Origin of the sequence: Escherichia sp. WS338, from assembly GCF_046486405.1 — a bacterium.
GTDB classification, from domain to species: domain Bacteria; phylum Pseudomonadota; class Gammaproteobacteria; order Enterobacterales; family Enterobacteriaceae; genus Escherichia; species Escherichia coli.
The window spans coordinates 1-14770 of the sequence record NZ_JBJQLL010000012.1; the positions used below are offsets into that span (position 1 = coordinate 1).

Genomic DNA, 14770 nt, shown 5'->3' on the forward strand with positions numbered 1-14770 from the left:
TGCCAGACCGCAAGGTGTTTTAACAAATCAAAAGGGGTTTTAATAACTGGCTCAAAGCTGAAAGCTTTCCGGAACCCCCAGCCTAGCTGGGGGTTTTCTGTGCACAAAAAAAACGCCGGCAATGTGCCGACGTCTTTGAAAAGAAAGGATTGCCTATGTTATCGCCCGTTATTCATTCAGCCGGATTGACTTATCCGCGCCAATTGCTCGAAATAGTCTGGAAAAGTTTTAGCGGTACATTTTGGATCAAGAATCGTCACAGCCGTATCTGATAATGCCACCAGCGAGAAACACATCGCCATCCGGTGATCATTGTATGTCGCGATCTCGGCAAAGTTCAGTTTTTCCGGTGGAGTGATACGAATGTAATCGTGCCCCTCTTCTACTTCCGCACCAACTTTACGCAGTTCTGTTGCCATCGCAAACAGGCGATCAGTCTCTTTAACACGCCAGTTATAGATATTGCGCAGCGTGGTGGTGCCTTTTGCAAATAACGCCGCCGTGGCAATGGTCATCGCCGCATCGGGAATATGGTTCATATCCATATCAATAGCGTTCAGTTCACCCCGCGTGCAGGAAATATAATCATCACCCCAGCAAATGGTCGCGCCCATTTTTTCCAGCACATCAGCAAAGCGAATATCACCCTGCATACTGTTGCGTCCAATGCCGGTCACTTTTACAGTGCCGCCTTTGATTGCTGCTGCTGCCAGGAAGTAAGAAGCCGAAGATGCATCGCCTTCGACCAAATAAGTACCCGGAGACTGATAAGACTGCCCGCCTTTTACGACAAATTGTTGATAGTGCTGATTTTCAATTTCAACACCAAACGTCTTCATCAGATTGAGTGTGATGTCGATATAAGGTTTAGAAACCAGATCGCCTTTAATACGAATAACCGTATCTTCCGGCGCAAGAGGCGCAGTCATTAATAGTGCGGTGAGGAACTGGCTGGAAACGGAGCCATCAACGTCAACGTTGCCGCCAGTAAAGCCGCCCTGTAAACGCAATGGCGGATAATTTTCTTGTTCCAGGTAAGTGATCTTCGCCCCGCCCAGGCGCAGCGCATCCACCAGATGACCAATCGGGCGCTCTTTCATACGCGGCTCACCAGTCAGCACAATATCATTGCTACCCAGACAAAGAGCTGCCGCCAGCGGACGCATTGCCGTTCCGGCGTTACCGAGGAACAACTCCAGGGCGCTTTTTGCGTGTAATGGACCGCCGTTACCGATAATTTCGCAACGCGTACGATCAGCTGAAAGCGTATAGCTTACCCCTAACGCTGCTAATGCATTCAGCATATGGCGCACGTCATCGCTATCCAGCAGATTGGTTAATACTGTTTTGCCGTGTGCTAATGCCGCCAGCAATAAAGCGCGGTTAGAAACGCTCTTGGAACCAGGCAGATTAATAGTGCCATCGACACGAGCGATGGGTTGTAACGTCAGGGATTCCATGAACTCAACTCTCTACAACAGAAATAAAAACCCCACAGGCTGGCTGTGGGGATTAAGCAAAATTTCGGCATTAGCCGTGACGGCGTTCGAACTCAACCATGAAGTCTGTCAGTGCTTTAACACCTTCCAGCGGCATGGCGTTATAAATAGACGCACGCATTCCGCCGACCACTCGGTGACCTTTCAGCGCATGTAAGCCCGCAGCGAAAGACTCTTCGAGGAACAATTTATCAAGCGCGCTATCCGCCAACTGGAACGGCACGTTCATCCGCGAACGGTTAGCTTTCGCCACATCATTGCGGTAGAAATCGCTGTTATCAATCACCCCATACAGCAGTTCTGCTTTTTGCTGATTGATCTTATCCATTGCAGCCACACCGCCGTTCGCTTTCAGCCATTTGAAGACCAGGCCAGATAAGTACCAGGCAAATGTCGGCGGCGTGTTGAACATGGAATCGTTATCGTTGAGGATGGAGTAATCCAGAATCGATGGGCAGGCGATATTCGCTTTGCCCAGCAAATCTTCACGAACGATGACGATTGTCAGGCCAGCCGGGCCGATATTTTTCTGCGCGCCAGCGTAAATTACACCATAACGGCTGACATCAATCGGACGGGAAAGAATGGTTGAAGAGAAGTCAGCGGTGACCACCACGTCTTTACCGAAGTCTGGTGTTTCATCGATAGCGATACCGTCAATGGTTTCGTTCGGGCAGTAATGCATATAAGCAGCATTATCAGAGAGTTGCCATTCACTCATTGGCTTAACTGCGCGAAGACCATCAACGGTCACTTTCGCATCAAACACATTTGGTGTGCAGTATTTTTTCGCTTCTTTGATAGCACTTGCTGCCCAGTAACCCGCATCAACATAATCTGCAGTGGTTTTATCACCAAGAATATTCAGCGGTACAGCAGCAAATTGACCGCGACCACCGCCATGGCAGAACAATACCTTGTAGTTGGAGGGGACGTTAAGAAGATCGCGAAAATCCTTCTCGGCTTCCTCTGCAACCTGAATGAACTCTTTGCCACGGTGACTCACTTCCATCACCGACGTACCAAGACCGTTCCAGTCGCGCAGTTCCTGTTGAGCCTGTTTAAGCACCTCTGCCGGTAGCATTGCCGGACCAGAACTAAAATTGAAGATTTGAGCCATTTCCCCTCACCACGTTGCGTTGCCATTAACCCGCGGTCAATCAATTGCGACCACAGGCAATACATTATTCCTGTGGCTATCGGTTTTATCATTCAGTGACACGCATCGCAATGAGTAAAACCGTTGAGGGCAAAAATGAGGCACGCGTCACACAAAAGAATCTCTCGGATTATTTTCAAAAAACCGATGTTTTGGCTGTCAGGTCACCCGTTTAGCCCGACTTGCCTTCGTCCATTCTGGATTTGCACAGCGCGGACATAATTGTTTTTCCCCCGCGTTCATATGAATGATTTCACTGCAACGGATGCAGGCATAGTCCGCCGACTCCGGCACCACTTTGTAACGCTGAGTACAGTCACTGGGTAAAATAAGTAACCCCGGTTTCACCTTGTCATCTTCAAAGAAATAAACACTGATTTGCCCGTTGGTTTCGAGAATCGCCAGACGTACCTGCCCCAACTGCTCTACACCGCGCAATCGTAGCTCCATAAAGAACTCAAATTCCGTCATGTTGGAGTTATTGAGTTTCGACCAGGCCAGCTCGCCATCTTCAATAATGACAACCGGCTTGCCTTCCAGAAGATCTTCCAGTTTTTCACTGTGCGCCATCAACCACATTACCAGGCGGTATAACAACGCCAGAGTAATAAAGACGATAAGTACCGGGACCATCGGCACATCATCATAAAACGCCACATCTCCCGCCGCTGAACCCAGTGTCAGAATGATTAACACTTCAAACAGCGACATCTGCCGCACACCGCGTCTTCCGGTCATTTTGAGGAACAAAAAAACCAGTACAAAGGTATAAAGACTACGTAGTGCAACTTCGCCAAGGAAATCAAAAGGCACTTTATCAAATGCCATACGGTGGAGATCGAACGCCTTCATTTTTATGCTCTTATCGTGGTTTATCCGCTAAAAGCATAGCCAACAGTTCATCGGCATGGCGGCGGTAATAGCGCCTTTGAGATAAAACCCGTATTATTGTGCGCTTTCCGTACGACTAAAGTGATTTTCATGACGCAAACATTTATCCCCGGCAAAGATGCCGCTCTGGAAGATTCCATCGCACGCTTCCAGCAAAAACTTTCAGACCTCGGTTTTCAGATTGAAGAGGCCTCCTGGCTGAATCCGGTGCCTAACGTCTGGTCTGTACATATTCGCGACAAAGAGTGCGCACTGTGTTTTACCAACGGTAAAGGCGCAACCAAAAAAGCGGCGCTGGCTTCTGCCCTCGGTGAATATTTCGAGCGTCTCTCAACCAACTACTTTTTTGCGGACTTCTGGCTGGGCGAAACCATCGCCAACGGCCCATTCGTGCATTATCCCAACGAAAAATGGTTCCCACTGACCGAAAATGACGATGTACCAGAAGGGCTGCTCGATGACCGTCTGCGCGCATTTTACGATCCGGAGAATGAACTGACCGGTAGTATGCTGATTGACCTGCAATCCGGTAACGAAGATCGTGGTATTTGCGGTCTACCGTTTACGCGCCAGTCCGACAATCAGACCATTTATATTCCGATGAATATCATTGGTAACTTGTACGTTTCTAACGGTATGTCTGCTGGCAATACCCGTAACGAAGCACGCGTTCAGGGGTTGTCCGAAGTTTTCGAACGTTACGTGAAAAACCGCATTATTGCTGAAAGCATCAGCTTGCCGGAAATCCCGGCAGACGTGCTGGCACGTTATCCAGCAGTAGTTGAAGCGATCGAAACGCTGGAAGCGGAAGGTTTCCCGATCTTCGCTTATGACGGTTCGCTTGGCGGCCAGTATCCGGTGATTTGCGTGGTACTGTTCAATCCTGCTAACGGTACCTGCTTTGCCTCATTCGGTGCGCATCCTGATTTTGGCGTTGCACTGGAACGTACCGTGACCGAGTTGCTGCAAGGTCGTGGCCTGAAAGATCTGGATGTGTTTACTCCACCAACCTTCGATGATGAAGAAGTCGCTGAACATACCAACCTCGAAACGCACTTTATCGATTCCAGCGGTTTAATCTCCTGGGACCTGTTCAAGCAGGATGCCGATTATCCGTTTGTTGACTGGAGCTTCTCCGGCACCACGGAAGAAGAGTTCGCCACGCTGATGGCTATCTTCAAAAAGGAAGATAAAGAAGTTTATATTGCCGATTACGAGCATCTGGGTGTCTACGCTTGCCGTATTATCGTGCCTGGCATGTCCGATATTTATCCGGCTGAAGATCTGTGGCTGGCGAATAACAGTATGGGCAGCCATTTACGTGAAACGATTCTTTCGCTACCAGGTAGCGAGTGGGAAAAGGAAGATTACCTGAACCTCATCGAGCAACTGGATGAAGAAGGTTTTGATGACTTTACCCGCGTGCGTGAACTGTTGGGTCTGGCGACCGGGTCGGATAACGGCTGGTACACTCTGCGTATCGGTGAATTAAAAGCCATGCTGGCGCTGGCTGGTGGCGATCTGGAACAGGCTCTGGTCTGGACCGAATGGACGATGGAGTTTAACTCATCAGTATTCAGCCCGGAACGCGCCAATTATTATCGCTGCCTGCAAACGTTGTTATTACTGGCGCAGGAAGAAGATCGCCAGCCGCTGCAATATCTGAATGCGTTTGTTCGCATGTACGGCGCAGATGCCGTGGAAGCCGCCAGTGCGGCAATGAGCGGCGAAGCGGCATTTTATGGCTTGCAACCAGTAGATAGCGATCTGCACGCGTTTGCTGCACATCAGTCGTTGTTGAAGGCCTACGAAAAGCTGCAACGCGCCAAAGCAGCATTCTGGGCAAAATAAAATCAAATAGCCTACGCAATGTAGGCTTAATGATTCGTCTGAGTTATATTACGGGGCGTTTTTTTAATGCCCCGCTTTACATATATTTGCATTAATAAAATAATTGTAATTATAAGGTTAAATATCGGTAATTTGTATTTAATAAATACGATCGATATTGTTACTTTATTCGCCAGGTGCTCCCTTTTAATTAACTGTTTTAGCGGAGGATGCGGAAAAAATTCAACTCATTTGTTAATTTTTAAAATTTATTTTTATTTGGATAATCAAATATTTACTCCGTATTTGCATAAAAACCATGCGAGTTACGGGCCTATAAGCCAGGCGAGATATGATCTATATCAATTTCTCATCTATAATGCTTTGTTAGTATCTCGTCGCCGACTTAATAAAGAGAGAGTTAGTGTGAAAGCTGACAACCCTTTTGATCTTTTACTTCCTGCTGCAATGGCCAAAGTGGCCGAAGAGGCAGGTGTCTATAAAGCAACGAAACATCCGCTTAAGACTTTCTATCTGGCGATTACCGCCGGTGTTTTCATCTCAATCGCATTCGTCTTCTATATCACAGCAACCACTGGCACAGGTACAATGCCCTTCGGCATGGCAAAACTGGTTGGCGGCATTTGCTTCTCTCTGGGGTTGATTCTTTGTGTTGTCTGCGGAGCCGATCTCTTTACTTCCACAGTGTTGATTGTTGTTGCCAAGGCGAGTGGGCGCATCACCTGGGGTCAGTTGGCGAAAAACTGGCTAAATGTTTATTTTGGCAACCTGGTCGGCGCACTGCTGTTTGTACTTTTAATGTGGCTTTCCGGCGAGTATATGACCGCAAATGGTCAATGGGGACTAAACGTCCTACAAACCGCCGACCACAAAGTGCACCATACTTTTATTGAGGCCGTCTGTCTTGGTATCCTGGCGAACCTGATGGTATGTCTGGCAGTATGGATGAGTTATTCTGGCCGCAGCCTGATGGACAAAGCGTTCATTATGGTGCTGCCGGTCGCGATGTTTGTTGCCAGCGGTTTTGAGCACAGTATCGCAAACATGTTTATGATCCCGATGGGTATTGTAATCCGCGACTTCGCATCTCCGGAATTCTGGACCGCTGTCGGTTCTGCACCGGAAAATTTTTCTCACCTGACCGTGATGAATTTCATCACTGATAACCTGATTCCGGTTACGATCGGTAATATTATCGGCGGTGGTTTGTTGGTTGGGTTGACATACTGGGTCATTTACCTGCGTGAAAACGATCACCATTAATGGTTGTCGAAGTACGCAGTAAATAAAAAATCCACTTAAGAAGGTAGGTGTTACATGTCCGAGCTTAATGAAAAGTTAGCCACAGCCTGGGAAGGTTTTACCAAAGGTGACTGGCAGAATGAAGTAAACGTCCGTGACTTCATTCAGAAAAACTACACTCCGTACGAGGGTGACGAGTCCTTCCTGGCTGGCGCTACTGAAGCGACCACCACCCTGTGGGACAAAGTAATGGAAGGCGTTAAACTGGAAAACCGCACTCACGCGCCAGTTGACTTTGACACCGCTGTTGCTTCCACCATCACCTCTCACGACGCTGGTTACATCAACAAGCAGCTTGAGAAAATCGTTGGTCTGCAGACTGAAGCTCCGCTGAAACGTGCTCTTATCCCGTTCGGTGGTATCAAAATGATCGAAGGTTCCTGCAAAGCGTACAACCGCGAACTGGACCCGATGATCAAAAAAATCTTCACTGAATACCGTAAAACTCACAACCAGGGCGTGTTCGACGTTTACACTCCGGACATCCTGCGTTGCCGTAAATCCGGTGTTCTGACCGGTCTGCCAGATGCTTATGGCCGTGGTCGTATCATCGGTGACTACCGTCGCGTTGCGCTGTACGGTATCGACTACCTGATGAAAGACAAACTTGCACAGTTCACCTCTCTGCAGGCTGATCTGGAAAACGGCGTAAACCTGGAACAGACTATCCGTCTGCGCGAAGAAATCGCTGAACAGCACCGCGCTCTGGGTCAGATGAAAGAAATGGCTGCGAAATACGGCTACGACATCTCTGGTCCGGCTACCAACGCTCAGGAAGCTATCCAGTGGACTTACTTCGGCTACCTGGCTGCTGTTAAGTCTCAGAACGGTGCTGCAATGTCCTTCGGTCGTACCTCCACCTTCCTGGATGTGTACATCGAACGTGACCTGAAAGCTGGCAAGATCACCGAACAAGAAGCGCAGGAAATGGTTGACCACCTGGTCATGAAACTGCGTATGGTTCGCTTCCTGCGTACTCCGGAATACGATGAACTGTTCTCTGGCGACCCGATCTGGGCAACCGAATCTATCGGTGGTATGGGCCTCGACGGTCGTACCCTGGTTACCAAAAACAGCTTCCGTTTCCTGAACACCCTGTACACCATGGGTCCGTCTCCGGAACCGAACATGACCATTCTGTGGTCTGAAAAACTGCCACTGAACTTCAAGAAATTCGCCGCTAAAGTGTCCATCGACACCTCTTCTCTGCAGTATGAGAACGATGACCTGATGCGTCCGGACTTCAACAACGATGACTACGCTATTGCTTGCTGCGTAAGCCCGATGATCGTTGGTAAACAAATGCAGTTCTTCGGTGCGCGTGCAAACCTGGCGAAAACCATGCTGTACGCAATCAACGGCGGCGTTGACGAAAAACTGAAAATGCAGGTTGGTCCGAAGTCTGAACCGATCAAAGGCGACGTCCTGAACTATGATGAAGTGATGGAGCGCATGGATCACTTCATGGACTGGCTGGCTAAACAGTACATCACTGCACTGAACATCATCCACTACATGCACGACAAGTACAGCTACGAAGCCTCTCTGATGGCGCTGCACGACCGTGACGTTATCCGCACCATGGCGTGTGGTATCGCTGGTCTGTCCGTTGCTGCTGACTCCCTGTCTGCAATCAAATATGCGAAAGTTAAACCGATTCGTGATGAAGACGGTCTGGCTATCGACTTCGAAATCGAAGGCGAATACCCGCAGTTTGGTAACAACGATCCGCGTGTAGATGACCTGGCTGTTGACCTGGTAGAACGTTTCATGAAGAAAATTCAGAAACTGCACACCTACCGTGACGCTATCCCGACTCAGTCTGTTCTGACCATCACTTCTAACGTTGTGTATGGTAAGAAAACTGGTAACACCCCAGACGGTCGTCGTGCTGGCGCGCCGTTCGGACCGGGTGCTAACCCGATGCACGGTCGTGACCAGAAAGGTGCTGTAGCGTCTCTGACTTCCGTTGCTAAACTGCCGTTTGCTTACGCTAAAGATGGTATCTCCTACACCTTCTCTATCGTTCCGAACGCACTGGGTAAAGACGACGAAGTTCGTAAGACCAACCTGGCTGGTCTGATGGATGGTTACTTCCACCACGAAGCATCCATCGAAGGTGGTCAGCACCTGAACGTTAACGTGATGAACCGTGAAATGCTGCTCGACGCGATGGAAAACCCGGAAAAATATCCGCAGCTGACCATCCGTGTATCTGGCTACGCAGTACGTTTCAACTCGCTGACTAAAGAACAGCAGCAGGACGTTATTACTCGTACCTTCACTCAATCTATGTAATTAGATTTGACTGAAATCGTACAGTAAAAAGCGTACAATAAAGGCTCCACGAAAGTGGGGCCTTTTTTAGCACGAGAGCCTTTTTTGTCAGCTATCTATACTTTAAGGTGACTGCCAAAACAGACTCGACGTAGCCTTCGAGCTGCGCACCAACACGGCCTCAGATGGGCCACATCTGGAGAAACACCGCAATGTCAGTTATTGGTCGCATTCACTCCTTTGAATCCTGTGGAACCGTAGACGGCCCGGGTATTCGCTTTATCACCTTTTTCCAGGGCTGCCTGATGCGCTGCCTGTATTGTCATAACCGCGACACCTGGGATACGCATGGCGGTAAAGAAGTTACCGTTGAAGATTTGATGAAGGAAGTGGTGACCTATCGCCACTTTATGAACGCTTCCGGCGGCGGCGTTACCGCATCCGGCGGTGAGGCAATCCTACAAGCTGAGTTTGTTCGTGACTGGTTCCGCGCCTGCAAAAAAGAAGGCATTCATACCTGTCTGGACACCAACGGTTTTGTTCGTCGTTACGATCCGGTGATTGATGAACTGCTGGAAGTAACCGACCTGGTAATGCTCGATCTCAAACAGATGAACGACGAGATCCACCAAAATCTGGTTGGAGTTTCCAACCACCGCACGCTGGAGTTCGCTAAATATCTGGCGAACAAAAATGTGAAGGTGTGGATCCGCTATGTTGTTGTCCCAGGCTGGTCTGACGATGACGATTCAGCGCATCGCCTTGGTGAATTTACCCGTGATATGGGCAACGTTGAGAAAATCGAACTTCTCCCCTACCACGAACTGGGCAAACACAAATGGGTGGCGATGGGTGAAGAATACAAACTCGATGGTGTTAAACCACCGAAGAAAGAGACCATGGAACGCGTGAAAGGCATTCTTGAGCAGTACGGTCATAAGGTCATGTTCTAATTTCCCCGTAAAGCGGCAACTTTATTGAGTTACCGCTTTTTTATTCCGCGCTGCATAAATAATTCAGAGCTCTATTTCTAACGCCCTTACAGCACAGCTTCCAAATGTATTACCCAAACCGCCAGTATATGTCCTGCGGCTTGCGCGCATTTCTCGATTATGTAAAAACGGGTCAGATCTGCCAGAGTCAGCGTCACCGACCACAATAATTATTTGCTATTCGCTTTACGCGCCAGCAGCGGGAATATCAGCCCTAATCCTACCAGCACAAACGGCGTTGCAACATTCAGCGCCAACTGGAATGTCCACTCTGCGGTGAAGGCTTCCATTTTCGGGAAAATACCAGTCAGGCAGGCAAAAGCGGTAAAGGCAAAACACCAAATTCCGACGGTCATTGCCAGCGGCTTATTACGAATAAAGACATATTCCGGCTTATATTTCTGCGCCAGGCGAACAACTGCAATAAATGCAACAAATACCCATAAATAACGCAGCGGCATCACTACCGAGTTAAGATTCAACAGCCATTTATAGAGATTGTTCATATCACCAATGCCGAGAGTCGGTAGCATTATCAGGATCGCCACCAGCACCAGGGTCAGAAAATAGCCATTAACGGGCGTACCAGAAGCGTTGGTACGACATAAACTGGCTGGAATATATTTGCTGTCAGCATCGCCTAATAGCACTTTAAGCGGGGCATCAATCGAGAATACCAGCGCAGCTACTTGTCCCAGGGTATTCGCAATGGCGTAAATCACCATTAAAGTATTACCCATGTTGTAATACTCGCCCAGCTTCTGAAAGGCGTAATACTGACCGTTAGTCATTAAGTCATCCGGGATATTACGCGAGTCAAACATCATCCCCATCGCCAGTGAACCCAGAATGGCACAAACCGCAACCATCACCGCCAGGCATAACATCCCTTTTGGAAATTCTTTTCCTGGGTTGCGCGTTTGATTAACGTAAGGAGAAATCTTCTCTGCTCCGCCAACCGCGAAAACCAGCATTGAAATAGTGGTAATGTAGGTAAAGTCGATATGAGGAATGAACGTTTCCCAGGTAATGTTTGTGGTCGCAATATGCACTTCAGTAATTGCAGGCGCGGTTACCGCCATCGCCACATACAGGAGCGACATAACAAACATCGCAATCCCTGCCACAGAACCGACGATTTTCAGCGATTTCATACCGCGTGAAGCAACCCACATAAAGAAGATAAACAGCACCAGCGTTAACCCCTGTAACGCTACGACTGAATATTCTTTGATTAACGAACCGTCGCCTTTCATCGCCCAACCGAGCGCAATCAGTATTGCCTGGGGTTTTTGTGCCAGATAGGGAATATGCACTACCCAGTAGGTCCACGCGGCGAGGTAAGCCAGTCCGGGTCCCATCGTGTGTTTAATCCAGGTACTGACCCCGCCCTTCCCATCTTTGAAGGTCGAGCCTAACTGACCAACAATTAGCGCATAAGGTGTGAAATAGAGCGCAAAGATAAACACCCATGAAAAAACAACCACCAGCCCCTGGTTGGCGTAGTTATTAACAACATTGCCAAAACCCCAGACAGTGATAAAAGACATCAGCGCAATGTTGTACCATCGCAGCTGTTTTTCCTGAACATTCCCAGCCATAGACAAATCCTTCGCCAAAATTAAAGGGGCATCTGTAAAACGAGGGATTATGCGCGGCAAATAAGAAGTGCGGAAATAGCGAAATGCAAAATTATAACCTGCTGCACATTTTATTTTTAAACGAATAAAATTTGGAATAAAGCAAGTCAGATAGAAGAAACAAAAAAGCAGAGTGTGAAACAGTAAGTTCACACTCTGCTTGAATTCATTTACACGTGAGCAACGGGTTTCGGCGTATGACCGGCGTTGCGAAGCAGCATCAGCAAATAGATAAACGATACGCTGGCGATCATGATAAACAATAAATTATCGGAGAAATTCTGCATTAGCATAGCGGTAAATGACGGGCCAAGCAGACTTCCCACGGTATAGCTCAACAGTAAGGCCTGGTTCATCGCCACCAGTTGATGATGTTCAACTTTCTCACAAGCCCAGGCCATCGCCACCGGATATAGCGTAAAGCCAGCGGCACCGAGGATGAATAACGCTGGGGCCATCGCCGCCTGGCTAAGCATCGCGATACTGCCGAGAATGACGACAAAGACCTGAACACGCAACACCAGCAGTCGACCAAACTTATCCGCCAGACGTCCGATCGGCCATTGTCCGAGGATACCCGCACTGACCAGTACCGCCATCCAGAAACCAATGCTGGCATTGCTCACCCCTTTGTGATTGAGGTACAGCGGCATCAGGCCATATAGAGATCCCAGCACGATTCCTGAGATAATGCAGCCATTCACGCCAAGCCGCGCCTGACGGAGTTTTAGCATTGACGTAATTGACGTCGAATCATGGTTTTCAGCCTGCTGATTCAGCACACGCGTAAACAACAGCGGTAAGATCCCTGCCAACGTCAAACCTGTAACCCACGGCAATACGGACATCAGCTCGGTTGAAACTTTGCTGACCAGTAACTGGCCTAAAAACGTTCCCACGTAATAAACCATCATATACGCAGCAAGCAAACGCCCACGGTTACGTGACGTCCCACTGCACATCAGCGCGCTCTCAACAACCACCCAAATCATGGCACAACCGACACCGGCGACAAAACGCCAAGCCAACCAGCTCCAGAATCCAATCATCAGGCCAAGGCCGGCACAGCCAGCGGCAAAAATGAAGGAGGCCAGATAATAGCTGCGGTTAAAGCCAATGCGCTTAATGACATACCCTGTCAGCAATGTACCGACCAGGTTGCCGGTAAAATAGGATGAGCTGACAACGCCTACCTGCCATGTGGACATGTGTTCCTGGGCGAGCCAAAGCGGCACGAGTGTATTTAACACTGCGATCGCCAGAGTCAACAAAAGCAGGCCAGACAGCAAAAGCATGACAGGCCGGGTATACGTGGACATGAATTAAAACCGTGAGGAAGTTCAAATTTCATGCGCATCATGCCACCGCCAAAAACATTGTCAATGGGTGAAAATACGCGCATATCGCAGCGGAGGTATTATCGATTTATATTACTCATTCATAACGCTAATGCTGGAGAGACGATTAATCTCATCTGATTGTTTTTATTGATCTAACACAAATTTCATACGCTTCGTTCAGTCGAAAAATTTCATGGTCACAGCAAACTCATATTTCCCGTCTATGCTTTCAGAGCAATGCATCGCGTCTGACCGATTTCAGACGTACCACTGACTCTCGAAAGGAGAAGAGGATGACCAAACCGTATGTTCGTCTTGATAAAAATGATGCTGCCGTTTTGCTTGTTGATCACCAGGCTGGTTTACTTTCCCTTGTACGGGATATCGAACCCGATAAGTTTAAAAATAACGTGCTGGCGCTGGGTGACCTGGCTAAGTATTTCAACTTACCAACTATTCTTACCACCAGTTTTGAAACCGGTCCTAACGGCCCATTAGTTCCAGAACTGAAAGCACAATTCCCCGATGCACCTTACATTGCTCGCCCGGGAAATATTAACGCCTGGGATAACGAAGATTTTGTAAAAGCAGTCAAAGCGACAGGTAAAAAACAGTTAATTATTGCCGGTGTGGTAACCGAAGTTTGCGTGGCATTCCCGGCGCTTTCAGCCATTGAAGAGGGGTTTGATGTGTTTGTCGTGACTGACGCATCAGGGACCTTTAATGAAATTACCCGGCATTCGGCATGGGATCGCATGTCGCAAGCTGGTGCGCAATTGATGACATGGTTCGGCGTGGCGTGCGAGCTGCATCGCGACTGGCGTAATGATATTGAAGGACTGGCGACGTTGTTCTCTAACCATATTCCTGATTATCGTAATTTGATGACCAGTTATGACACGTTAACGAAGCAGAAATAAAAGAGAACCGGGGCCGAAACCCCGGTTGTTATGATTAGCTTGCGACGGCCATCCCCACGGTCATATGCAAACCATAGAATACGCCACGACCGATTAATTCCCCTGCCAGAAGCAGAATGAATGATACGGAAAGTAGCGGAACCGCAGGCTGATAACCTTTTAGCTGTGGTGCAATCCACAAGCACAGGGCAACAGCCAAAAGCACGATCCGCCAGGACATCAGCGCACCATAGTCCGGCACCAGCGCTGCGGCCTGCTGCACAGAACTATGAATAGTCGCCAGCTCTGCGCCCTGCATCACTGACATCACGCCACTCACTACCAGTGCCAGTACAGAAATGGCTGGCAGCAGACGCATCGCCCAGCCATCGACGCCAGCCAGACTCAACAACAGGTAACCCAGTAACGGGCCGCCCATAAACATCGTCAGGAAGAAGCCCATCGGCGTCCAGATGCTGTACCAGGTCGGAACGGTATCAATGCTGTTATACACACGCACCATCATCCAGACAAAGATGACGCCAAGAACCATCGTCACTATCAGCCACAGCGTACGCAATGCCGGTGACAGCTTTTTCAGCATTGCCAGCAACCAGCCGATGCCACCAACAGCAAAAAAGATCGAACCGCTGGCGATTTCGTTACTGAGTGCTGAAGCCCCTACCCGGTTGAGCGAGTTAAAGGCGCGCATCGGTGAACCAAGATGAAGCATAGAGGCGATAAAGCCAATGCCCATCAGCACCCATAAACCAAACATGCAGGCAATAACACGCTGCTGGGCTTCTGCTCGCAGGTCGCCTTTGAGCAGCGCCAAAGCCAGAACGATAAAACCACCCGCTACACATTGCCCGAAGACCGTGAAGATCATCAGCGGCCATTCATGCCATCCACTTCCCATC

11 protein-coding genes and 1 pseudogene are annotated in these 14770 nt (G+C 48.8%); 6 read left to right on the plus strand and 6 right to left on the minus strand.

All coding sequences use genetic code 11. From position 1 onward, the window contains the following. Positions 1 to 176: 176 nt before the first annotated feature. From aroA to ACJHWT_RS12735, 3 genes are all read right to left on the minus strand, one after another. Positions 177 to 1460, minus strand: a complete 1284-nt coding sequence (gene aroA / locus ACJHWT_RS12725) for a 3-phosphoshikimate 1-carboxyvinyltransferase (protein ID WP_000445215.1) — start codon at positions 1458 to 1460, stop codon at positions 177 to 179. A gap of 70 nt (positions 1461 to 1530) precedes the next feature. Next, positions 1531 to 2619: a 3-phosphoserine/phosphohydroxythreonine transaminase gene (gene serC, locus ACJHWT_RS12730; RefSeq protein WP_096943468.1), complete on the minus strand. Its 1089-nt coding sequence runs from the start codon at positions 2617 to 2619 to the stop codon at positions 1531 to 1533. A 198-nt stretch (positions 2620 to 2817) separates the two neighbouring features. Next, entirely contained in the window at positions 2818 to 3510 is a 693-nt protein-coding gene (locus ACJHWT_RS12735) for a DUF421 domain-containing protein (RefSeq protein ID WP_000642852.1), read from the minus strand. A gap of 129 nt (positions 3511 to 3639) precedes the next feature. Between ACJHWT_RS12735 and ycaO the strand changes: the two genes are divergently transcribed. From ycaO to ACJHWT_RS12760, 5 genes and pseudogenes are all read left to right on the plus strand, one after another. Further along, positions 3640 to 5400 (plus strand): 30S ribosomal protein S12 methylthiotransferase accessory factor YcaO, encoded by a 1761-nt coding sequence (gene ycaO / locus ACJHWT_RS12740; RefSeq protein ID WP_000194829.1) that lies wholly within the window; start codon positions 3640 to 3642, stop codon positions 5398 to 5400. Positions 5401 to 5805: 405 nt separating this feature from the next. Beyond that, positions 5806 to 6663 carry a formate transporter FocA gene (focA, locus tag ACJHWT_RS12745; protein WP_000642546.1) on the plus strand — a complete coding sequence of 286 codons (858 nt, stop codon included), beginning with the start codon at positions 5806 to 5808 and terminating at the stop codon, positions 6661 to 6663. A gap of 54 nt (positions 6664 to 6717) precedes the next feature. Continuing rightward, the gene (gene pflB, locus ACJHWT_RS12750) at positions 6718 to 9000 is read left to right on the plus strand and encodes a formate C-acetyltransferase (RefSeq protein ID WP_001292822.1); all 2283 of its coding nucleotides are present in this window, start codon (positions 6718 to 6720) and stop codon (positions 8998 to 9000) included. 191 nt (positions 9001 to 9191) lie between these two features. Next, on the plus strand, positions 9192 to 9932 hold the full coding sequence (gene pflA / locus ACJHWT_RS12755) for a pyruvate formate lyase 1-activating protein (RefSeq protein WP_000111043.1): 741 nt from the start codon (positions 9192 to 9194) through the stop codon (positions 9930 to 9932). A gap of 98 nt (positions 9933 to 10030) precedes the next feature. Continuing rightward, positions 10031 to 10141: pseudogene (locus tag ACJHWT_RS12760) on the plus strand (LysR family transcriptional regulator); the annotation flags it as partial. Here ACJHWT_RS12760 and ACJHWT_RS12765 read toward each other — a convergent pair. Then, entirely contained in the window at positions 10142 to 11572 is a 1431-nt protein-coding gene (locus tag ACJHWT_RS12765; RefSeq protein ID WP_000918506.1) for an APC family permease, read from the minus strand. A gap of 209 nt (positions 11573 to 11781) precedes the next feature. Then, positions 11782 to 12930, minus strand: a complete 1149-nt coding sequence (locus ACJHWT_RS12770; RefSeq protein WP_000109295.1) for an MFS transporter — start codon at positions 12928 to 12930, stop codon at positions 11782 to 11784. Between the two features lie 314 nt (positions 12931 to 13244). Between ACJHWT_RS12770 and ycaC the strand changes: the two genes are divergently transcribed. After that, a complete protein-coding gene (gene ycaC / locus ACJHWT_RS12775; RefSeq protein ID WP_000165876.1) occupies positions 13245 to 13871 on the plus strand; it encodes an isochorismate family cysteine hydrolase YcaC in 627 nt (208 codons plus the stop codon). Positions 13872 to 13905: 34 nt separating this feature from the next. On the opposite strand, the gene dmsC is transcribed toward ycaC, so the two are convergent. Further along, positions 13906 to 14769 (minus strand): dimethyl sulfoxide reductase anchor subunit DmsC, encoded by an 864-nt coding sequence (dmsC, locus tag ACJHWT_RS12780; RefSeq protein ID WP_000534633.1) that lies wholly within the window; start codon positions 14767 to 14769, stop codon positions 13906 to 13908. Position 14770 lies beyond the last annotated feature (1 nt).